Raw genomic sequence first — 19,710 nt, forward strand, 5'->3', positions numbered from 1 at the left:
CCGCGCCGAGAGCTCGCTGTCTGTACAGCGTGTTGTTTCATCCCGCATAAAACCCCGTCTCGTTGCTGCCGTTCCTCCTGAACGGCATTCTCTTCTCATGAATACATTAACTTCCATGAACGGTATCGCTCGCGCGATCCGCAATCTGATTCGTATCGGTGTTGTGACCGAGGTTGACCTCAACAGAGGGCTTTGTCGTGTCCAGACCGGCGGGATGAAAACTACCTGGCTGAACTGGCTAACCTGTCGTGCGGGACGTTCGCGCGTCTGGTGGGCGCCTTCCGAGGGCGAGCAGGTGCTGCTGCTGGCCATCGGAGGCGAGCTTGATACCGCCTTTGTGCTGCCCGGCATTTTCTCGGACGACCATCCGGCCCCGTCCGGGTCGTCTGACGCGCTCCATGTATCGTTCCCTGACGGCGCGGTGATCGAGTACGAACCCGAACGCGGGGCGCTGACGGTTACTGGCATTAAAACGGCCGACATTACCGCCTCGGAATCGCTGACCGCCACCGTGCCGGAGGTGCGGGTGACGTCAACTTCCCGCATCACGCTGGATACGCCTGAAGTGGTGTGTACCAACAAGTTAATTACCGCCTCTCTTGAAGTGCAGCAGGGCGGTGTGATGGCCGGAAATATTGAGCATTCCGGCGGTAAATTCACCTCCAACGGGGTGCAGGTGGACAACCACGCGCACGGCAGCGTGCAAAGCGGCGGAAGCTGGACTAAGGGGACACAATGACGGTGCGATACAGGGGAATGAACAGGCAGACCGGGCTGAGCATTTCAGAGGCTGAACACATCCGGCAAAGCGTGCGCGACATTCTGGTCACGCCGATTGGCTCGCGGGTCATGCGGAGGGATTACGGCTCGCTGCTGGCGGCGATGATCGACAGGCCGCAGAGCCCTGCGCTGCGTCTGCAAATCATGTCCGCATGCTATTCCGCCATCCAGAAATGGGAGCCGCGGATAAGCCTGACGGCAATCACTTTCGAGCGTTCGGAGAACGACGGGACGTTGTATGTCGATATCACCGGCACGCGCCCGACCTCCGGACAATCCTTTTCTATCACCATTTCACTGAGTTAAACGCTATGGCTATTGTTGATCTGAGCCAGCTCGCCGCGCCTGATGTCGTGGAGGAGGTGGATTATGAAACGCTGTTGGCAGAACGAAAGGCCACCTTTGTCTCGCTCTATCCGGAAGAGGAGCGAGAGGCGATTGCACGGACGCTGACCCTGGAATCCGAGCCGATTGTGAAGCTGCTGCAGGAGAACGCCTACCGGGAAGTCATGTGGCGTCAGCGGGTTAACGAGGCCGCGCGTGCGGTCATGTTAGCCTATGCAGCGGGCAGCGATCTGGACCAGATTGGGGCAAACGCTAACCTTGCGCGTCTGGTGATCGCCCCTGCCGACGACACCACGTTCCCACCCACGCCGGCTGTGATGGAGTCCGATACCGATTTTCGTCTGCGCATCCAGCAGGCGCCGGAAGGGCTGAGCGTGGCCGGTTCGACGGGCGCGTACCAGTTCCATGGCCGCAGTGCCGATGGCCGGGTAGCGGACATCTCCGTCATCAGCCCGCAGCCGGCGAACGTCACGATTTCCGTACTCTCCCTGGAGAATAACGGCATAGCGTCTGAAGAGCTGATCGCTATTGTTCGTAACGCCCTAAACGATGAAGACATCAGGCCGGTTGCCGACCGCGTTACCGTCCAGTCGGCCAAAATAGTTGATTACAGCATCGAAGCATCGCTTTTCCTTTTTCCCGGCCCCGAAAGCGAGCCGGTACTCAACGCGGCAAGAACCCGGTTACAGGCCTATATCACGGCTCAGCATCGTCTTGGACGCGATATTCGCAAGTCCGCCATTTATGCCGCTCTTCACGTAGAAGGGGTGCAGCGGGTGGAACTGACCGCACCCGCGGCTGACATCGTGCTTGATGAAACCCAGGCCTCATGGTGCAGCCACTACAGCGTAACCGTGGGAGGGAACGATGAGTAACACCCGCCTTTTACCGGTTGGCTCATCGCCCCTTGAGGTCGCGGCAGCGCGCGCCTGTGCGGACATCGAAAATACGCCCGTTCCGCTGCGCCACCTCTGGAATGTGGATACCTGCCCGGCGAATTTGCTGCCGTGGCTGGCATGGGCATTTTCGGTTGACCGCTGGGACGAGAGCTGGCCGGAAGCCACCAAGCGGGACGTGATCCGCGCGGCGTGGTTTATCCATGCCCACAAAGGGACGATTGGTGCCGTGCGTCGCGTGGTGGAGCCGCTTGGCTATCTGATTAACATCACCGAGTGGTGGGAAACCAACGATCCGCCCGGCACTTTCCGCCTTGATATTGGCGTGCTGGACACCGGTATTAACGAGGAAATGTATTACGAAATGGAGAGGCTGATTGCTGATGCAAAGCCTGCCAGCCGCCACCTTATTGGCCTGAATATCATCCAGGACATTCCGGGTTATCTCTATACCGGCGCCTTGGGCTATGACGGCGACATCATCACGGTTTATCCCGAATAAGTGAGAGCACAATGACAGTGAAATATAAAACGGTTATCACCAAAGCCGGTGCCGAAAAACTGGCTGCAGCGACCGTCCCGAACGGCAAGAAAGTGAATTTTACGGCGATGGCGGTGGGTGACGGTGGGGGCACGTTGCCGGTACCTGATGCCGGGCAGACGAAGCTGGTTAATGAAGTCTGGCGCCACGCGCTTAATAAAATCAGCCAGGATAACAAGCATCAAAATTATGTGATCGCGGAGCTGCTCATTCCGCCTGAAACCGGTGGTTTCTGGATGCGAGAAATGGGCCTCTATGATGACACGGGGACACTGATTGCCGTTGGGAACATGGCAGAAAGCTATAAGCCGTTGTTGGCGGAAGGATCCGGACGTGCGCAGACCGTGCGTATGGTCATCATGGTAAGCGACATTGAGTCAGTCGAACTCTCGATAGATACGTCTACGGTAATGGCGACCCAGGAGTACGTTGATGAGAAGCTTGAAGAACATGAGCAGTCTCGTCGCCATCCTGATGCAACGCTAACGGCTAAAGGGTTTACTCAGCTTAGTAGTGCGACTGATAGCTCCTCAGAAGTGCTGGCGGCGACGCCGAAAGCGGTTAAGGCTGCTAACGATAATGCTAATGGCCGTGTGCCATCAGGAAGAAAGGTTAACGGACATATTCTGACGGAAGATATCAGTATCACCGCCCAGGATATTTTTAATACTCAGGCTGTGGAAATAGGTAATGCTGCTGATCTGAATGCCTACACCACACCGGGACTGTATTATCAGCCCTCAAACGCGCAGGCGCAAACCGGGAAAAACTATCCTGAGGCTGTTGCCGGGGCGCTTGAGATTTTTAAACACGCAGGTATTACGCAGGTTTACCGGATATACGTTGGATCTCGTTCATATATCCGTACGCTGTACAGCGGTATGTGGTCACCATGGACAAAACAGTATGATACCGTAAATAAACCCACCCCTGACGAGGTTGGCGCGGTATCAGCGAATGGCGGAGGTTATAACGGCACATTCAGGTTTAGAAGTGTGGGCACGCTGCCATCTGAAAGAAACACAGCGACACTTGTAAGTGCTCAGCCTGGTGTGGGTGGAATTGTCTCTGGCGCGGTGTTTGAATGGTATGACAATTCAATGGCTATCGGTCTGACGAGAGGGGGAGGAACCGACGTTACCGGCTTCGCTATTTTGATGAATAATCATCTTCTGGCAACAGTTGCTCCTGATGGAGCGATTGCGAATAGTGGAAATATCTATTCAGGGCAAGGTGTATTTGAATCTGGTGGCAGAGTACGAGTTTACTCATCAAACAATCCACCCCCTCAGCAGGATTTAAGCCCTTATGCACGACAGGACTGGACACTGCAATACTTTGTCCGGGATGTTGCCATGGGTGCGGAGGGAGCATTTACGATTGTAAAAAATGCCTGGCAGCGTGTGCCTCCTGGATGTGCTATGACAGGCTACAACTTTGAAGGTGATAACCCCGGTGGCGATACCATTTTCTATCGCCCAATTCAGAAGTACATGTCTAATATCGGATGGATTACTGTAGGTCATACAGCATGATTACCCTTAAAAATTTCGTTCAATATGAACCAAAATACAAAGAGTTTTTGTTTAATGCTATATTTCTTCAGTCAGATGAGGGGCTTGACTGGTATTATCATATGTCACGATTTCAGCCTGAAACACTGAAAATTTGCTACGACAAAAATAATATTATTCGCTCTTTTAGTAATGATGCTGATCGCCTTTTTCCTCTGGGGATGTCAGTTTCAGAAGTTGATCCAACAGACGTGCCTGAAGGGCTGAATATACACGGTGAGTGGGTATGGAATGGCACTAAAATTATTCCACGCCAGTTGACCCGGGAGGAATTAATTCAACAGGCGGAAACCAGAAGAGGTGAATTGCTTGCCGAAGCTTCGGATGTTATTGCCCCCCTCCAGGATGCTTTCGAGCTCGGCATTGCAACAAACGAGGAAGCAGCCACGTTGTTACTCTGGAAGCGCTACCGGGTGACGCTAAACCGGCTGGATTTCAGTACTGCCCCTGATATCGACTGGCCCGAACGCCCTGCCTGACCCCAAGCCCTCCCTCCGGAGGGCTTTTCGTTTGTTGTGTAATCCTTTCCCCAACCCCAATACGTCGCATCAATCGCGCGCTCCACAGACAATAGCCTCACCACTAAACGAAGGAGTTAACCGGATGGGCGACTATCACCACGGCGTGGAAGTTATCGAAATCAACGATGGCACCCGCACCATTTCCACCGTCTCGACGGCAATCATCGGCATGGTCTGTACGGCCAGCGATGCTGACGACAAGACATTTCCTTTAAACGAGCCCGTGCTCATTACCAACGTACAAACTGCGATTGCGAAAGCCGGCAAGGCGGGGACGCTGTCCACTTCTCTGCAGGCGATCGCCGACCAGTGTAAACCGGTTGTCGTGATTGTTCGCGTGGCTGAAGGCACTGCAGAGACCCCGGAAGAGGCCCGCAAACAGACCGTTTCCAACATCATCGGTACCACTGATGAAAACGGTAAATACACCGGTCTGAAGGCGCTTCTCACGGCGAAAACGGTGACCGGCGTTAAGCCACGCATTCTCGGCGTACCGGGGCTGGACTCTCAGGAAGTGGCGACCGCTCTGGCCGCCACGTGCCAGAGCCTGCGCGCGTTTGGCTATGTCAGCGCATGGGGGTGCAAAACCATTTCTGAGGCGATCAACTACCGCAAAAACTTTAGCCAGCGCGAGCTGATGGTTATCCACCCTGATTTTCTGGCGTGGGATACCACTACGAATGCGACGACAATGGCCTGGGCGACCGCCCGTGCGCTTGGCCTGCGTGCCAAAATCGATCAGACAATGGGCTGGCATAAAACCCTGTCAAACGTTGGCGTTAACGGCGTCACTGGCGTAAGCGCTTCGGTCTCCTGGGATCTGCAGGAACAGGCCACCGACGCGAACCTGCTTAACCAGGCTGGCGTCACCACGCTGATTCGCAACGACGGCTTCAAATTCTGGGGTAACCGCACCTGCTCAGACGATCCATTATTCGTCTTTGAAAACTACACCCGTACCGCGCAGGTGCTGGCCGATACCATGGCGGAAGCGCACGCGTGGGCGATGGATAAACCCATCACGCCAACGCTTATCCGCGACATCGTCTCCGGTATTAATGCCAAGTTCCGCGAGCTGAAAACCAACGGCTATATCGTCGACGGCTCCTGCTGGTATGACCCTGAGTCGAACGACGCATCAACCCTGAAAGCGGGGAAACTGTATATCGATTATGACTACACCCCTGTCCCGCCGCTGGAAAATCTGACCCTGCGCCAGCGCATCACCGATACCTATCTGGCAGACCTGTCAGATTCGGTTAATAGCTAAGGAGCTGAAGCATGGCGTTACCACGCAAACTGAAATATCTGAATATGTTCAACGATGGCCTGAGCTACATGGGCGTTGTTGAGTCTGTCACCTTGCCGAAGCTTACCCGCAAGCTGGAGAAGTATCGCGGCGGCGGTATGCCTGGCTCGGTCTCTGTCGACCTCGGTCTGGACGATGATGCTCTGGCGCTGGAGTGGACCGTTGGCGGTCTTCCGGACGCCGCGCTGTGGGCGCAGTATGCCTCTCCGGGCGCGGACAGCGTGCCGCTGCGCTTTACCGGCTCTTATCAGCGCGATGACACCGGCGAAATTTCCGCCGTCGAAATCGTCATGCGCGGTCGTCATAAAGAGTTTGATGGTGGTGAAAACAAGCAGGGCGAGAGCGGCACCACCAAAATGTCCACCGAGTGCGCCTACTACCAGCTGACCATTGATGGCAAAGAGATCATCGAAATCGACATCATCAACATGGTGCTGAAAGTCGATGGCGTCGATCGCCTGGCAGAACACCGTAAGGCCATCGGCCTGTAACCCTTTAACCGGCCGGGATCGCCGGCCGGTAAGTTAACTTTGTGAAGAGTAACGAAATGGAAAATACCAACGAGATCGCCATGAACGAAAATCCACATATCGTCACGCTTGATAGCCCTGTTCAGCGCGGTGAGCAAAAAATTGAAAAGGTGACCGTTTCAAAACCGAATGCCGGGACCCTGCGAGGGGTATCTCTGGCGTCGCTGGCGCAATCTGACGTAGATGCGCTGATCAAGGTGCTGCCGCGAATGACCTCGCCAGCCCTGACCGAGCATGAGGTAGCGCGCCTGGATGCCTGCGATCTGCTCTCTTTTGCTGGCAAGGTGATCGGTTTTTTGTCACCGGCTTCGGCTCGCTGAAATTTCCTGAAAATCTGTCGGTCGACGATCTGATGGCGGATATCGCGGTGATCTTTCACTGGCCGCCGTCAGAGCTGTACACCCTGAGCGTGACCGAACTCCTCTTATGGCGCGAAAAAGCGCTGCAGCGAAGCGGAAACCACCATGAGTAATAATGTCAGACTTCAGGAGCTGCTTAAGGCTGTCGACCGGGCAACCCGACCGCTTAACGCTCTCCATAACGCCAGCCTCACTCTCGCGAACGATATCCGCGACGCGCAGGCGGCACTTGGGGCGCTCGATGAGCAGGCGGGGCGTATCAACGGCTTCAGGAAAGCAAACGGCCAGCTCGCCATGACGGAGCAGTCCCTTGCTCAGGCGAAACAGCAGGCCGCGGCGCTGGCGGTGCAGTTTAAAAACACGCAGAACCCCACCCAGGCACAGGCTGATGCGCTGTCCGCGGCCCGAAAATCGGCAGCCGATCTTAAGCTTGAGTACAACAGCTTACGCTACTCGGTACAGCGTCAACGTGCTGAGCTCGCACAGGCGGGGATAAACACGCGCACGCTTTCGTCGGACGAGCGTCGTCTACGAACCAACATCAGCGAAAAAACGCAGCAGCTTAACCGGCAGCGGGATGCGCTGTCCCGCGTCAACCAGCAGCAGGAGCGGCTGAGTACCGTTCAGAACCGCTACGAGTCAGGCAAGCGCGCTATCTCGCGAGTCCAGCAACTGGCTAATGCGGGCGTGAGTATGGCAAAAGCGGGCTTTGACCAGACGTCCCGCTTTATGGCGCCAGGCATCAGTTTTGAAAAACAGATGTCTGCCATTCAGGCAAACCTTGGCCTGGAGAAGGGAGACCTCCGGCTTGAGGCCATTCGCCGGCAGGCACGGGAAGTTAGTGCTAGCACCGGAACGCCTGCGGATGCGGTCGTCCGGACACAGAGCGAACTGGCCCGTTCAGGCTATGACGCCGATGGAGTGCTTGCGGCCACTGTGCCAACGATCAACCTCAGTCAGGTGGGGAATATCGGCGCGGCAAAAGCGGCCGATATTATCAGCAGTACGCAGGCCGCGTATAACCTGGCAGATGCAGATGCCGGACGCATCGCAGACGTGCTTACGCGCGGTTTTACCTCTTCGAATACCAGCCTCGCTGAGATGGTGGCGGCCGTCACCTCCGCTGCGCCCGCTGCGGATGCCGCCGGTATGGGGCTTGAAGAGACTACTGCGCTGCTTGGCGTTCTTGCGGAAAAGGGGATGAAAGGTGCCGCCGCCGGGGACGCGCTCAGCGCGATGTTGCGCCATGTTCAGACTCCGGATGCCATAAAAGCCGCAGGGGCGCTGGTTTCCGCCGCGGGTGATGGATCGCTTGATGAAAAACGTAAGCAGCTGCAGGGGGCAAAGGGCAGTACCGCGCTCGCGGCTTCCGTTCAGACCGATAATCTTGACGGCGACATCAACCGATTCCAGGCCGCGTGGAGCGGGTTGAAGATTGACGTGTTCGATAAAGCAGATGGCGCTCTGCGCAACCTGATAACAACCGCAACCGGCTGGCTCAGCACGGCCTCCCTTTGGGTGAATGCCAACCCTGAGCTGACGCAGACTCTCGCCAGCATTGTTGTCGGCGCGCAGGCGTTTGCTGGCGTACTGGGCGGCGTAGGAACAGTTATCGCCCCGGTTCTGACGGGCGTCAATATGATCATCACCGCGGCCGGGATGTTGGGAACGGTATTCAGCGTGGTGGGCGGCGCCATCATGACGGTGCTGGGTGCCCTTAGCTGGCCGGTGATTGCCCTTGGCGCGGCGATTGCCGCCGGAGCCTTGCTGATTTTTAAATACTGGGAACCCATCAGCGCCTTCTTTGGCGGGGTGATGGAAGGGCTTTCGACGGCCTTCGCACCACTGGGGGCGATGTTCTCACCGGTGATAACGGTATTTGATGCTATCTCAGAGACGCTGGGCGGTATCTGGCAATGGTTCACCGATTTGGTTGCGCCGATCAAGGCGACGCAGGAAACGCTGGATGGCTGTAAAAATGCTGGCGTGATTTTTGGGCGGGCGTTGGGCGATGCGTTAACGGCACCGCTTGATCTCTTTAACAGCCTGAGCGGCAAGGCCAGCTGGCTGCTGGAGAAGCTCGGTCTGATCAAAAACGAGTCGGGTAACCTCGACTCCGCTGCGGCAAAAGCAGAAGCGGCATCCTCCTCTCCTGCGGGCAGCTCTTATATTCCGGGTACGGGGACCTATGGCGGCTATCAGGGGTATCAGCCAACCATCGCCACAGGGGGACGCTCTTACGTCGATCAGAGTAAAAGCGAGTACAACATCACGCTGCAGGGGGGCACGGCCTCCGGAATGGATCTGACGCGTCAAATCCGGGAGGCAATAGATAACATTGAACAGGATAAAGCGAGACGGCAGCAATCCAGCTTTATGTCTGGTTGAGGAGAGAGAAAATGTTAATGGTGCTGGGTCTGTTTGTCTTTGAACGACGAACCTTACCGTATCAGACAATGCAGTTTACAAAGGACTACCGCTGGGCGTCCAACGATCGCATCGGGAAGCCCAAAGCCTGGCAATATCTTGGCGAAGGTGAGACCTCCTTTAGCCTCACCGGAGTACTTTACCCGGAGCTCACGGGAGGGCGGCTTTCTCTCAAGGCGGTTGAGCTGATGGCGAATGAAGGGCGGGCATGGCCGTTGATAGATGGTACCGGCATCATTCACGGCATGTTTATCATTGAGAAAGTCACGCACACGCATTCGGAGTTTTACAGTGATGGTACCGCGCGAAAAATTGAATTTTCCCTGTCGCTAAAACGCGTGGACGAATCGCTGATGAAGATGTTTGGCGATCTGAGAACGCAGGCTGAAGAGCTGGTGACTAGCGCACGTAATAGCATTGGAGGGCTGGTGGGATGATCGCCGAGATGAATATCCGGGCGGGCGGCAAAATCGCCCCTGACTTTATGCTTAAGCTTAACGACCGTGATATCACGCAAAATTTCAGCCACCGCCTTATCAGTTTATCCATGACCGACAAACGTGGGCTGGAAGCCGATCAGCTGGATATTCAACTGGATGATTCCGATGGGCTGTTAGACCTGCCAGCCCGGGGAGCAACGCTCTCCTTATGGCTGGGGTGGGAGGGAGCTCCGCTCCAGCCGAAAGGGAACTTTACGATCGACACAATTGAATTTCGGGGGGCGCCGGACACCCTGACCATTAGGGGATGCAGCGCGGATTTTCGTGGGAAGCTAAACGTGCGGCGCGAACAGTCGTGGCATGACACGACGATCGGCGCGATAGTCACTACTATCGCTCAGCGGAACCAGTTGACCACAAGCGTTGCGGCTGGGCTTTCATCCATTGCCATTTCTCATATTGACCAGTCTCAGGAGACTGACGCGGCGTTTCTCACCCGCCTGGCCGAACGCAATGGTGCATTTGTTTCCATCAAAGCCGGGAAGGTCATTTTCATGAAAGCGGGCCAGGCCGTGACGGCCAGTGGCACAGCGATTCCCTTAATGATGATTGAACGTGGGGATGGCGATCGGCACCTTTTTTCCGTCGCCGACCGTGAAAGTTATTCCGGCGTGACGGCCAAATGGCTGCAAACGCGCGATCCAAAACAGCAAAATCCTCAATTGAGTATTAATCGCCAGATTGGGGGGCAGCCCACAGAGGTGCTACAGCATCCGGATGCCGCCGCGTCGGGAGCTAAAGGCATGGAGCCGAAGCCGCAAGAGAGGCTGGTGGGATCGGCGGAGAACGTGTTTGAGCTTGCTACGGTGTATGCGTCTGAAGAGCAGGCGCTCAGGGCTGCGGAGGCGAAGTGGCGCGCGCTTCAGCGGGGAACCGTGAAATTTTCTATCCAGCTGGCGCTGGGGCGAGCCGATCTGTTTCCCGAAACGCCGGTGCTGGTTAACGGCTTTAAACGAGTCATTGACGAGCAGGCGTGGATCATCAGCGAAGTGGTTCATACGCTGAGCGGGAGTGGATTTACCACGCAGCTGAACCTTGAGCTGAACGTCACCGACGAAAAATTTTCTGTGGATAGAGAGTAATTCATTTGCCATTACGTTGTTTTTGAGTATTATTAATTCACACAAAGTGAATTAAACGGAGGGTGTATGTTTCATTGTCCTAAGTGCAAGCATTCAGCGCATGCGCGTACCAGTCGCTATTTAAGTGAAAACACCAAAGAGCGCTATCATCAGTGCACCAATGTGGACTGCAGCTGTACGTTCGTGACGATGGAATCCGTAGAGCGTCTGATTGCAACTCCTGGCGCCTCTGAACGTGTCCGAACGGCTTCGTTGAGTCACGGTTAACGGCGGTGCCACCGGCTCATAAAAAACCAATAAAAAAGCCACTCAATCGAGTGGCTTAATTCTTTGATTCTACATCTAAAATTTGGTGGCCCCTGCTGGACTTGAACCAGCGACCAAGCGATTATGAGTCGCCTGCTCTAACCACTGAGCTAAGGGGCCGTGGCGGTGAATTATAAAGTAACTCCCCGCAGCAATCCAGCCATTCACACCTGCCTGCTGTTTTTATAAACAACGCATTATCAATCCTTTATACTTCCATTACGACGTATCAGTGGGAGTAAAGATGATCAACGACATTCTGGCCCCTGGCCTGCGGGTGGTGTTTTGCGGAATCAATCCGGGAAAGTCCTCGGCGCACACCGGCTTTCACTTCGCCCATCCGGGCAATCGCTTCTGGAAGGTGATCTATCAGGCCGGGTTTACCGACAGGTTACTCAAGCCGGAAGAGGAGCAGCACCTGCTGGACACGCGCTGCGGGATCACCATGTTGGTCGAGCGGCCGACGGTACAGGCAAGCGAGGTCAACCTGCATGAGCTGCGCAGCGGCGGGCGGGAACTGGTGAAGAAGATTGAAGACTATCAGCCCGCCGCGCTGGCGATCCTCGGTAAGCAGGCCTACGAGCAGGCGTTTAGCCAGCGCGGGGCTAAGTGGGGTAAGCAGAGCATCACCATTGGCGTTACGCAGGTGTGGGTGTTGCCGAACCCGAGCGGGCTCAACAGGGCAACGCTGGATAAGCTGGTGGAGGCCTACAGGGAGCTGGATGAGGCGCTGATGGTGCGGGGGCTTTAGGAGCCTCTGTGGACTGATGTCCTCACCCTGGTCCTCTCCCACAGCAAGAGGCAATAAAAAAGCTCCCCGAAGGGAGCTTTTTCACGGTCACGACAGTTTAGTCGTCCAGGAAGCTACGCAGCACTTCAGAGCGGCTTGGATGACGCAGCTTACGCAGCGCCTTCGCTTCGATCTGACGGATACGTTCGCGGGTCACGTCGAACTGTTTACCCACTTCTTCCAGCGTGTGGTCGGTATTCATGTCGATACCGAAACGCATACGCAGCACTTTTGCTTCACGGGCGGTCAGGCCAGCCAGCACGTCGTGCGTTGCGGCACGCAGGCTCTCGGTGGTGGCAGAGTCCAGCGGCAGCTCGAGGGTGGTATCCTCGATGAAATCCCCCAGATGCGAATCTTCATCATCACCGATTGGTGTTTCCATGGAGATCGGCTCTTTGGCGATCTTCAGCACTTTACGGATCTTGTCTTCCGGCATCAGCATGCGCTCGGCCAGCTCTTCCGGCGTCGGCTCGCGTCCCATCTCCTGCAGCATCTGGCGGGAAATACGGTTGAGCTTGTTGATGGTCTCAATCATATGCACCGGAATACGGATGGTGCGCGCCTGATCCGCGATAGAGCGGGTGATAGCCTGACGGATCCACCATGTCGCGTAGGTGGAGAACTTGTAACCACGACGGTATTCAAACTTGTCTACCGCTTTCATCAGACCGATGTTGCCTTCCTGAATCAGATCCAGGAACTGCAGACCGCGGTTGGTGTATTTCTTGGCGATAGAGATAACCAGACGCAAGTTCGCCTCAACCATCTCTTTCTTCGCACGGCGCGCTTTCGCTTCACCGATAGACATACGACGGTTGATGTCTTTGACCTGCTCGATGGTCAGGCCGGTCTCTTCTTCAATCTGCTGCAGCTTCTGCAGACCGCGATAGACATCGTCCTTCACGTCGTGCAGTTTTTCAGACCACGGCTTGTTCATCGCGATAGCCGCGTTGAACCAGGTTTCGCTGGTTTCGTTGCCGGTGAAGAGGGTGATGAAGTTCTTCTTCGGCATTTTGCACTGCTCAACGCACAGCTTCATGATGATGCGTTCCTGGGTGCGTACGCGATCCATCATCACGCGCATGCTGTTTACCAGGTAGTCGAACTGTTTTGGCACCAGGCGGAACTGTTTGAACACTTCAGACAGCTTCAGGATCTCTTCCTGAGCGGCGGCATGGCTGCGGCCTTTCGCTTTGATGGTGTCACGCGTTACTTCGTACTGGGTACGCAGCTCGGCAAACTTCTCGCGCGCCAGTTCCGGGTCGATGCTGTTGTCATCGTCCGCGCTATCGTCGTCTTCTTCCTCATCTTCATCTTCGTCGTCATCCATCTCTTCCTGAGACAGCTCAGAACCGACGTGAGTGGCGGTAGGCGCCATATCTTCTTCAGCGTTCGGGTCGACAAAACCGGTGATCAGGTCAGACAGGCGCGCTTCTTCCGCTTCAACGCGATCGTACTGCTCCAGCAGATAGGTAATCGCTTCCGGGTATTCGGCAACAGAGCACTGAACCTGGTTGATCCCGTCTTCGATGCGTTTTGCGATGTCAATTTCGCCTTCGCGGGTCAACAGTTCAACGGTACCCATTTCGCGCATGTACATGCGGACCGGGTCAGTGGTACGCCCGATTTCAGATTCCACGCTGGACAGTACCTGTGCAGCAGCTTCTTCCGCATCTTCGTCAGTGTTGTTGGAGGTTTCAGCCAGCAACAGATCATCGGCATCCGGTGCTTCTTCCATCACCTGAATGCCCATGTCATTGATCATTTGGATGATGTCTTCGATCTGGTCTGAATCGACGATATCTTCCGGCAGATGGTCATTGACCTCGGCATAGGTCAGATAGCCTTGCTCCTTACCGCGTTGGACAAGAAGTTTCAGCTGTGACTGCGGGTTTTGCTCCATAAGACGGTATCCACACTTAATTCGTTTGATTGGTGTCGGCGATGGTGCTGCCAACCTTTAAAGCGAGGGCGTACTTATATTTTTGCCGCTGCCTCTCAGTGCGGCTGCCGGGGGCTTCCCGATCGATATTCGGCACTTAAGCCGTTAAATTTTTTATTTCTTCGCCAGTTCCTGGTTAATCATCCAGAGCTCCCGGCGTTCTTCGCTGCTTAAGCCATGGGTGCGCTCGCGAGCTATCAACTCTTCCTGGCGCAACTCAAGCATCGAATCAAACATATGGTTGAGCGAGTCGGTGAACGTTTTTTCTGCAATTTCCTTATCTGCTATATCGTCCCACATCGACAGTTTTTCAAGGGTAGCGGCCTCTTTTGTGCCGCGATAATGCTCTAAAAGTTGTCCGGTGGTCAGACCTGGCTGAGACAAACAAGTGTTGACCAGTTCTGAAAATAAGCCAAGTCCGGGCAACTTTTCGTGGTTCAAACCCGCCAGCGACGGCACTTGCGGAGCAAGTTCGGGGTTTTGCACCAGTAACCCTATCAGTATACGCATGGTTGTGCGTTTTAGCTGAGGCGCGGGGCGAACCGTGCCGTTTTCAGCCTGTTTAGGCATTAAACGTTCAAGCTGGCTGTCATCCAGGATACCGAGCTTGTTGCCTAACTCCTGACGCAGGTAGATGCGCAGCGTTTCGCCGGGCACCTGGCTGATTAACGGCAGCGCCAGAGTACTGAGCTGCGCGCGCCCGTCAGGGGTACTCAAATCCACCTGCGGCATCAGGCTGTTAAACAGAAACGTGGAGAGCGGCTGTGCCTGCTCCATCCGCGCTTCGAATGCCGCTTTGCCCTCTTTACGCACCAGCGTATCCGGGTCTTCACCGTCGGGCAGGAACATAAAGCGTAGCTGACGTCCGTCGGTCATATACGGCAGCGCGGTTTCCAGCGCTCGCCAGGCGGCGTCGCGTCCGGCTCGGTCACCGTCGTAACAGCAGATGACGTTGTTGGTCACCCTGAACAGCAGTTGAATATGATCGGCAGTGGTGGACGTACCTAACGACGCAACCGCGTAGTTAATGTCGTACTGCGCCAGCGCAACGACGTCCATATAGCCTTCGACGACCAGCAGACGCGGAGGTTCCGCATTGTCCTGCTGCGCCTCATAAAGACCGTACAACTGGCGGCCCTTATGGAAAATATCGGTTTCCGGAGAGTTGAGGTATTTCGGCAGGGCATCACCCAGCACGCGACCACCAAAACCAATTACCCGGCCACGCTTGTCGCGGATCGGGAACATCACCCGTTCACGGAAGCGGTCGTAGCTTCGTCCCTGGTCGTTAGTGACCAGCATGCCTGCGTCGATGAGGGATTTACGATCTTCGCTATTGCCGCCAAAACGCTTTAACACGTTGTCCCAGCCGGGCGGGGCGTAACCAATAGCGAAACGCGCAATCACATCGTCGCTCAGTCCGCGCTTGTTCAGATACTGACGCGCAGGCTCAGCCGCAGAGTGCTTAAGAGACTGTTGGTAAAACGAATTCAGGCCATCCATCAGTTGATACAGCGTTTGCCGCTGATGGCGCTCGATCTGACTTGGCCCACAGCCTGCTTCATACGGCACTTCAAGATTATGCATCGCCGCCAGTTCTTCGACGGTTTCAACGAACTCGAGCTTGTCGTAGTTCATTAAAAAATCGACGGCATTACCGTGTGCGCCACAGCCGAAGCAATGGTAAAACTGCTTTTCACCGTTTACGGTGAAGGAGGGGGTTTTTTCGTTATGGAACGGACAGCACGCATGGTAGTTCTTGCCCTGCTTTTTCAGCTTTACCCGCGCGTCGATGAGATCGACGATGTCGGTTCTGGCGAGCAGGTCATTGATGAAAACGCGTGGGATTCTTCCGGCCATATGCCCCAAAAATTTAAGCGACTTATAAACGAAAACAAGCCGCGCATTCCTTCCGGAAGCACGGCCTTACGACTACTACTCTGTCTGTCAATTGAGGGCGTTGGCCCTCAACAGATTAGTACAGACGAGTACGGCGTGCGTTTTCGCGAGCCAGTTTCTTCGCGTGACGTTTCACAGCGGAAGCTTTAGCGCGCTTACGTTCGGTCGTTGGTTTTTCATAAAACTCACGACGACGAACTTCAGCCAGAACACCTGCTTTCTCGCATGAACGTTTGAAGCGACGCAGTGCTACGTCGAACGGCTCGTTTTCACGTACTTTAATTACCGGCATGTAACTCTCACCTTTAATAAATTCGGTTTGCCGCTGGCATCAACGCCAGCTTATTTCAAAATGGTGCGGAATTTTACTGCAAATGCTGCTGCTTTGTAAAGCACCGATGCGATTTTGAAAGGGACTTTAATAAGGGTGAGGAGTATACACGAGCCTTCTTCCTGGGGCGAACAAAGTTTTACATCAACCCGCCCAGGCTCTACACTGCGCGGTATTGAAACGAGGTAAAACAAGTCATGCGTGTACTGGGTATTGAAACATCCTGCGATGAAACCGGCATCGCCATTTACGACGACGAAAAAGGGCTTCTGGCCAACCAGCTGTATAGTCAGGTGAAATTGCACGCTGACTACGGCGGCGTCGTACCTGAACTGGCCTCTCGTGACCACGTGCGTAAAACGGTGCCCCTGATTCAGGCGGCGCTGAAAGAGGCCGGATTAAGCTCAACCGATATTGACGCCGTAGCCTATACCGCCGGTCCGGGCCTGGTCGGCGCGCTGCTGGTCGGCGCAACGGTGGGGCGTTCGCTGGCCTTCGCGTGGGACGTTCCCGCCATTCCGGTTCACCACATGGAAGGGCATCTTCTGGCACCGATGCTGGAAGAGAATCCGCCCGAATTCCCGTTCGTGGCGCTGCTGGTCTCCGGTGGGCATACCCAGCTGATTAGCGTAACTGGTATTGGCAAGTACGAGCTGCTGGGCGAGTCGATCGATGACGCCGCCGGTGAAGCCTTCGATAAAACCGCCAAGCTGCTGGGCCTGGACTACCCTGGCGGCCCGATGCTCTCTAAAATGGCGTCGCAGGGAACGGAAGGGCGCTTTGTCTTCCCGCGCCCGATGACCGACCGTCCGGGGCTGGACTTCAGCTTCTCCGGGCTGAAAACCTTCGCGGCGAATACTATCCGCAATAACGACGACAGCGACCAGACCCGCGCCGATATCGCCCGCGCGTTCGAAGATGCGGTAGTGGATACGCTGATGATCAAGTGCAAGCGTGCGCTGGATCAGACCGGCTTCAAGCGTCTGGTGATGGCGGGCGGCGTCAGCGCCAACCGCACGCTGCGCGCGAAGCTTGCGGAGATGATGCAAAAGCGTCGCGGGGAAGTGTTCTACGCGCGTCCGGAATTCTGTACCGATAACGGGGCGATGATCGCCTACGCCGGTATGGTGCGCCTGAATGCGGGGGCAACGTCCGACCTGAGCGTGTCCGTGCGTCCGCGCTGGCCGCTGGCGGAACTGCCTGAGGCGTAACCCCCTCACCCTAACCCTCTCCCCACAGGGGAGAGGGAAATTTACGACTACACCCGCAGCATCCCTTTCTCTTCCAGAAACGCAATAATCGTCCCCAGACCGTCACCCGCCTTCAGGTTGGTAAACGTCCACGTGCGCTCGCCGCGCATGCGGTTAGTATCATGCTCCATCACCTCCAGCGACGCCCCCACGTATGGCGCAAGATCGGTTTTGTTGATCACCAGAAAATCGGATTTGGTGATCCCCGGTCCGCCCTTGCGCGGAATTTTTTCCCCTTCGGCCACGTCGATCACGTAAATGGTCAGGTCCGCCAGCTCCGGGCTGAAGGTCGCGCTCAGGTTGTCCCCGCCGCTTTCAACGAAGATCAGATCCAGATTACCGAACTTCTCGCTGAGTGCTTCTACCGCCGCGAGGTTCATTGAGGCATCTTCGCGGATGGCGGTATGCGGGCAGCCGCCCGTCTCCACGCCCACGATGCGCTCCGGCTCAAGCGCGCCCGCCTCGGTCAGGATGCGCTGATCCTCTTTGGTGTAGATATCATTGGTCACCACCGCCAGATGGTACGTGTCGCGCATCGCCTTGCAGAGCGCTTCCAGCAGCGCGGTTTTGCCCGATCCTACCGGACCGCCCACGCCCACGCGCAGGGGATGTTTGTAATCAGCCATGTTGACTCCTCAGGAACGGAATAGTCGTGAATATTGTGTTTCGTGGCGCGCGGAGGCGATGGCCGACAGTGGCGTAGCTGCCCCCAGTGCGTCGTCGCCACGTAAAAATGCCTGTTCAAATCCGGCGGCAAAATGGTCGCTCAGCTCGATAATCAGCTGCTGCGCCGCCTGCTGTCCGAAGGGGACGAGCTTGACGCCCGCCATCACCGCGCTCTCTATCCAGCTGTAGCCGAGGCTCAGCGCCAGCTCGCGCGCGCCAATGCCCCAGCGCACGCCGAGCCACGCCATGCCGCAGAGCTGGCTCTGCGCAAACAGCGGCAGCCACTCTGCCGGGCAGTTCGGCTCCCAGCTTTTAATCAGGCGCGTAAAGGCCGCACCACGGTTGCGCTCCTCTTCGCGCAGCTCGCGCGTTTCCCGGCAGGCGAGCAAATATGCCGTCCAGCGTTTTGCTGCCGCGACGTCCTGCTGTTCGCAGGCACGGTACAGGCGGATGAACAGCGGCAGGTCGACGCAGAAAAAGCTCTGCTTCATCTGCTGGATCTGCCAGCGCCTGAAGGCGTCGGTGCTCGTAACCCAGCCCGCCTCTACGGCCCACTCCAGCCCCTGCGACCAGGTAAACGATCCGACCGGCAGGCTACTGCTGGAGAGCTGCATCAGGCGCAGCCGCTGGCGGGCATGCTCCATCAGCTCATCAGCGCCAGCAGGGCGGAGACGATCAGCCCGCCGCCGAAGGTTTTACGCAGCCCGTCGTGACGGCGCAGCAGCAAGCCTGCGGCGAAACTGGCGCACAGCACCGTCGCGCTGGCCAGCATAAAACCGCTGGTGAACAGCCAGAAGCTGTGGCCAGACATCTCCACGCCGTGCGCCCAGCCGTGGAACATCGCCAGGGCAGGCACCGCCAGCAGCAGGCGGTTTTCGGTTTTAAACATCATCACGCCGCACACCGCCAGCGAGGCGATAATCAGCATCTCCATGCCGCTAAAGCCGCCGAGCAGGCTGCCCGCAACGGCGCCGACAAGCATCATGCCGAGGGTGGCAAACGGCAGCAGGAGCTTGCGGCCGCTCAGGGCAGATAGCATGCCAGCCCCGGTCAGCATCAGCAGGTGATCCAGCCCGGTCAGCGGGTGGAGAAAACCGGCCTGAAAGCTGTCGGCGCCGTGGCCGGGATGCGCGAGCGCGGGAACGGAAAAAGCCAGCAGTAACAGCGGTAAATACTTACGCATGATTGATCCTTAATGTGAATGGGCGTGAGAATGGCTATGGCTGTGGGTATCGCTGGCGTAAGCGCCCGCTTCCGGTTCAAACGGCAGGCTGGCGAAGGTTACCTCCAGCCCGAACTGGCGCAGCATATCGTCGAGAACGTGATCGTGGTGATAGCGCAGCTCGCCGGGCATGACCTGCAGCGGCACGTGGCGGTTGCCCAGGTGGTAGCAGGCGCGGGCGAGCAGGAACGGATCGGCGCAGCGCACCACGGAAACCGACTCCGGGGCGGCGATCACCTCAATCACCTCGCTGCCGTCTTCGTTACAGAGCAGGTCGCCCCCGCGCAGCAGCAGGCCGCGCGGCAGCATCAGTCCGGCTTCACGACCGTCGTTCAGCGATACGCGGGCGCGGCTTTTCACCCGCACGTCAATCGGCAGCGTGACGCTGGCGGTGATCGGGTGCGCGTGGTCCAGACGTTGTGTTAAGTAGATCATCTTCA

23 protein-coding genes and 1 tRNA gene are annotated in these 19,710 nt (G+C 56.4%); 16 read left to right on the top strand and 8 right to left on the bottom strand.

Annotation, left to right across the window (positions count from 1 at the left end; all coding sequences use genetic code 11):
* Window positions 1–97 precede the first annotated feature (97 nt).
* From IM273_RS08560 to IM273_RS08625, 14 genes are all read left to right on the top strand, one after another.
* Window positions 98–739, top strand: a complete 642-nt coding sequence (locus IM273_RS08560) for a phage baseplate assembly protein V (protein WP_041908037.1) — start codon at window positions 98–100, stop codon at window positions 737–739.
* Window positions 736–1,086, top strand: a complete 351-nt coding sequence (locus tag IM273_RS08565; protein WP_041908038.1) for a GPW/gp25 family protein — start codon at window positions 736–738, stop codon at window positions 1,084–1,086. Before IM273_RS08560 ends, IM273_RS08565 begins: the two co-directional genes overlap by 4 nt.
* A 5-nt stretch (window positions 1,087–1,091) precedes the next feature.
* Window positions 1,092–2,000 carry a baseplate assembly protein gene (locus IM273_RS08570; RefSeq protein WP_193050863.1) on the top strand — a complete coding sequence of 303 codons (909 nt, stop codon included), beginning with the start codon at window positions 1,092–1,094 and terminating at the stop codon, window positions 1,998–2,000.
* Window positions 1,993–2,523: a phage tail protein I gene (locus IM273_RS08575; protein ID WP_193050861.1), complete on the top strand. Its 531-nt coding sequence runs from the start codon at window positions 1,993–1,995 to the stop codon at window positions 2,521–2,523. The genes IM273_RS08570 and IM273_RS08575 overlap by 8 nt, the downstream gene beginning before the upstream one ends.
* Before the next feature lie 11 nt (window positions 2,524–2,534).
* Window positions 2,535–4,097 (top strand): phage tail protein, encoded by a 1,563-nt coding sequence (locus tag IM273_RS22405; RefSeq protein ID WP_065366020.1) that lies wholly within the window; start codon window positions 2,535–2,537, stop codon window positions 4,095–4,097.
* Window positions 4,094–4,615: a tail fiber assembly protein gene (locus IM273_RS08585; RefSeq protein WP_045260138.1), complete on the top strand. Its 522-nt coding sequence runs from the start codon at window positions 4,094–4,096 to the stop codon at window positions 4,613–4,615. The genes IM273_RS22405 and IM273_RS08585 overlap by 4 nt, the downstream gene beginning before the upstream one ends.
* A gap of 124 nt (window positions 4,616–4,739) precedes the next feature.
* On the top strand, window positions 4,740–5,927 hold the full coding sequence (locus IM273_RS08590) for a phage tail sheath protein (protein WP_193050859.1): 1,188 nt from the start codon (window positions 4,740–4,742) through the stop codon (window positions 5,925–5,927).
* 11 nt (window positions 5,928–5,938) lie between these two features.
* A complete protein-coding gene (locus tag IM273_RS08595) occupies window positions 5,939–6,457 on the top strand; it encodes a phage major tail tube protein (protein ID WP_023309235.1) in 519 nt (172 codons plus the stop codon).
* Window positions 6,458–6,513: 56 nt separating this feature from the next.
* Window positions 6,514–6,816 (top strand): phage tail assembly protein, encoded by a 303-nt coding sequence (locus IM273_RS08600; RefSeq protein ID WP_041908050.1) that lies wholly within the window; start codon window positions 6,514–6,516, stop codon window positions 6,814–6,816.
* Between the two features lie 32 nt (window positions 6,817–6,848).
* Window positions 6,849–6,968: a GpE family phage tail protein gene (locus tag IM273_RS08605; protein WP_041908052.1), complete on the top strand. Its 120-nt coding sequence runs from the start codon at window positions 6,849–6,851 to the stop codon at window positions 6,966–6,968.
* Complete coding sequence (locus tag IM273_RS08610) at window positions 6,961–9,243, top strand: phage tail tape measure protein (RefSeq protein ID WP_193050857.1); 2,283 nt, start codon at window positions 6,961–6,963, stop codon at window positions 9,241–9,243. Before IM273_RS08605 ends, IM273_RS08610 begins: the two co-directional genes overlap by 8 nt.
* An 11-nt stretch (window positions 9,244–9,254) precedes the next feature.
* A complete protein-coding gene (locus IM273_RS08615) occupies window positions 9,255–9,719 on the top strand; it encodes a phage tail protein (RefSeq protein WP_193050855.1) in 465 nt (154 codons plus the stop codon).
* Window positions 9,716–10,864 carry a phage late control D family protein gene (locus tag IM273_RS08620; RefSeq protein WP_041908058.1) on the top strand — a complete coding sequence of 383 codons (1,149 nt, stop codon included), beginning with the start codon at window positions 9,716–9,718 and terminating at the stop codon, window positions 10,862–10,864. Before IM273_RS08615 ends, IM273_RS08620 begins: the two co-directional genes overlap by 4 nt.
* Window positions 10,865–10,930: 66 nt before the next feature.
* The gene (locus IM273_RS08625; protein ID WP_052682964.1) at window positions 10,931–11,131 is read left to right on the top strand and encodes an ogr/Delta-like zinc finger family protein; all 201 of its coding nucleotides are present in this window, start codon (window positions 10,931–10,933) and stop codon (window positions 11,129–11,131) included.
* An 83-nt stretch (window positions 11,132–11,214) separates the two neighbouring features.
* On the opposite strand, the gene IM273_RS08630 is transcribed toward IM273_RS08625, so the two are convergent.
* Window positions 11,215–11,290, bottom strand: a tRNA-Ile gene (locus IM273_RS08630).
* A gap of 124 nt (window positions 11,291–11,414) precedes the next feature.
* Here IM273_RS08630 and mug point away from each other — a divergent pair.
* The gene (gene mug, locus IM273_RS08635; protein ID WP_023333460.1) at window positions 11,415–11,921 is read left to right on the top strand and encodes a G/U mismatch-specific DNA glycosylase; all 507 of its coding nucleotides are present in this window, start codon (window positions 11,415–11,417) and stop codon (window positions 11,919–11,921) included.
* Window positions 11,922–12,018: 97 nt separating this feature from the next.
* Here mug and rpoD read toward each other — a convergent pair whose 3' ends face one another.
* From rpoD to rpsU, 3 genes are all read right to left on the bottom strand, one after another.
* Window positions 12,019–13,863 (bottom strand): RNA polymerase sigma factor RpoD, encoded by a 1,845-nt coding sequence (rpoD, locus tag IM273_RS08640; RefSeq protein WP_028014473.1) that lies wholly within the window; start codon window positions 13,861–13,863, stop codon window positions 12,019–12,021.
* A gap of 153 nt (window positions 13,864–14,016) precedes the next feature.
* Complete coding sequence (gene dnaG / locus IM273_RS08645; RefSeq protein ID WP_193050853.1) at window positions 14,017–15,762, bottom strand: DNA primase; 1,746 nt, start codon at window positions 15,760–15,762, stop codon at window positions 14,017–14,019.
* Between the two features lie 115 nt (window positions 15,763–15,877).
* The gene (gene rpsU / locus IM273_RS08650; RefSeq protein WP_001144069.1) at window positions 15,878–16,093 is read right to left on the bottom strand and encodes a 30S ribosomal protein S21; all 216 of its coding nucleotides are present in this window, start codon (window positions 16,091–16,093) and stop codon (window positions 15,878–15,880) included.
* Between the two features lie 236 nt (window positions 16,094–16,329).
* On the opposite strand from rpsU, the gene tsaD reads away from it, so the two are divergent.
* Window positions 16,330–17,343, top strand: a complete 1,014-nt coding sequence (tsaD, locus tag IM273_RS08655; RefSeq protein ID WP_028014471.1) for a tRNA (adenosine(37)-N6)-threonylcarbamoyltransferase complex transferase subunit TsaD — start codon at window positions 16,330–16,332, stop codon at window positions 17,341–17,343.
* A gap of 47 nt (window positions 17,344–17,390) precedes the next feature.
* Here tsaD and ureG read toward each other — a convergent pair whose 3' ends face one another.
* Genes ureG through ureE form a run of 4 tightly spaced genes read right to left on the bottom strand, consistent with a single transcriptional unit; the run spans window position 17,391 to window position 19,705 of the window.
* Complete coding sequence (gene ureG / locus IM273_RS08660) at window positions 17,391–18,008, bottom strand: urease accessory protein UreG (RefSeq protein ID WP_193050851.1); 618 nt, start codon at window positions 18,006–18,008, stop codon at window positions 17,391–17,393.
* 9 nt (window positions 18,009–18,017) lie between these two features.
* A complete protein-coding gene (locus IM273_RS08665; RefSeq protein ID WP_193050849.1) occupies window positions 18,018–18,692 on the bottom strand; it encodes an urease accessory protein UreF in 675 nt (224 codons plus the stop codon).
* Window positions 18,692–19,231, bottom strand: a complete 540-nt coding sequence (locus IM273_RS08670) for a HupE/UreJ family protein (RefSeq protein ID WP_193050847.1) — start codon at window positions 19,229–19,231, stop codon at window positions 18,692–18,694. Before IM273_RS08670 ends, IM273_RS08665 begins: the two co-directional genes overlap by 1 nt.
* Before the next feature lie 9 nt (window positions 19,232–19,240).
* On the bottom strand, window positions 19,241–19,705 hold the full coding sequence (gene ureE, locus IM273_RS08675; RefSeq protein WP_192987506.1) for an urease accessory protein UreE: 465 nt from the start codon (window positions 19,703–19,705) through the stop codon (window positions 19,241–19,243).
* Between the last annotated feature and the right edge of the window lie 5 nt (window positions 19,706–19,710).

Source organism: Enterobacter cloacae complex sp. P13B (genome assembly GCF_014895915.1).
Taxonomy (GTDB): domain Bacteria; phylum Pseudomonadota; class Gammaproteobacteria; order Enterobacterales; family Enterobacteriaceae; genus Enterobacter; species Enterobacter bugandensis.

Bases quoted from the DNA above. Each gene is read 5' to 3' on its own strand.
- IM273_RS08560 (WP_041908037.1), top strand. From the start codon at position 98: ATGAATACATTAACTTCCATGAACGGTATCGCTCGCGCGATCCGCAAT.
- IM273_RS08565 (WP_041908038.1), top strand. From the start codon at position 736: ATGACGGTGCGATACAGGGGAATGAACAGGCAGACCGGGCTGAGCATT.
- IM273_RS08570 (WP_193050863.1), top strand. From the start codon at position 1,092: ATGGCTATTGTTGATCTGAGCCAGCTCGCCGCGCCTGATGTCGTGGAG.
- IM273_RS08575 (WP_193050861.1), top strand. From the start codon at position 1,993: ATGAGTAACACCCGCCTTTTACCGGTTGGCTCATCGCCCCTTGAGGTC.
- IM273_RS22405 (WP_065366020.1), top strand. From the start codon at position 2,535: ATGACAGTGAAATATAAAACGGTTATCACCAAAGCCGGTGCCGAAAAA.
- IM273_RS08585 (WP_045260138.1), top strand. From the start codon at position 4,094: ATGATTACCCTTAAAAATTTCGTTCAATATGAACCAAAATACAAAGAG.
- IM273_RS08590 (WP_193050859.1), top strand. From the start codon at position 4,740: ATGGGCGACTATCACCACGGCGTGGAAGTTATCGAAATCAACGATGGC.
- IM273_RS08595 (WP_023309235.1), top strand. From the start codon at position 5,939: ATGGCGTTACCACGCAAACTGAAATATCTGAATATGTTCAACGATGGC.
- IM273_RS08600 (WP_041908050.1), top strand. From the start codon at position 6,514: ATGGAAAATACCAACGAGATCGCCATGAACGAAAATCCACATATCGTC.
- IM273_RS08605 (WP_041908052.1), top strand. From the start codon at position 6,849: ATGGCGGATATCGCGGTGATCTTTCACTGGCCGCCGTCAGAGCTGTAC.
- IM273_RS08610 (WP_193050857.1), top strand. From the start codon at position 6,961: ATGAGTAATAATGTCAGACTTCAGGAGCTGCTTAAGGCTGTCGACCGG.
- IM273_RS08615 (WP_193050855.1), top strand. From the start codon at position 9,255: ATGTTAATGGTGCTGGGTCTGTTTGTCTTTGAACGACGAACCTTACCG.
- IM273_RS08620 (WP_041908058.1), top strand. From the start codon at position 9,716: ATGATCGCCGAGATGAATATCCGGGCGGGCGGCAAAATCGCCCCTGAC.
- IM273_RS08625 (WP_052682964.1), top strand. From the start codon at position 10,931: ATGTTTCATTGTCCTAAGTGCAAGCATTCAGCGCATGCGCGTACCAGT.
- mug (WP_023333460.1), top strand. From the start codon at position 11,415: ATGATCAACGACATTCTGGCCCCTGGCCTGCGGGTGGTGTTTTGCGGA.
- rpoD (WP_028014473.1), bottom strand. From the start codon at position 13,863: ATGGAGCAAAACCCGCAGTCACAGCTGAAACTTCTTGTCCAACGCGGT.
- dnaG (WP_193050853.1), bottom strand. From the start codon at position 15,762: ATGGCCGGAAGAATCCCACGCGTTTTCATCAATGACCTGCTCGCCAGA.
- rpsU (WP_001144069.1), bottom strand. From the start codon at position 16,093: ATGCCGGTAATTAAAGTACGTGAAAACGAGCCGTTCGACGTAGCACTG.
- tsaD (WP_028014471.1), top strand. From the start codon at position 16,330: ATGCGTGTACTGGGTATTGAAACATCCTGCGATGAAACCGGCATCGCC.
- ureG (WP_193050851.1), bottom strand. From the start codon at position 18,008: ATGGCTGATTACAAACATCCCCTGCGCGTGGGCGTGGGCGGTCCGGTA.
- IM273_RS08665 (WP_193050849.1), bottom strand. From the start codon at position 18,692: ATGGAGCATGCCCGCCAGCGGCTGCGCCTGATGCAGCTCTCCAGCAGT.
- IM273_RS08670 (WP_193050847.1), bottom strand. From the start codon at position 19,231: ATGCGTAAGTATTTACCGCTGTTACTGCTGGCTTTTTCCGTTCCCGCG.
- ureE (WP_192987506.1), bottom strand. From the start codon at position 19,705: ATGATCTACTTAACACAACGTCTGGACCACGCGCACCCGATCACCGCC.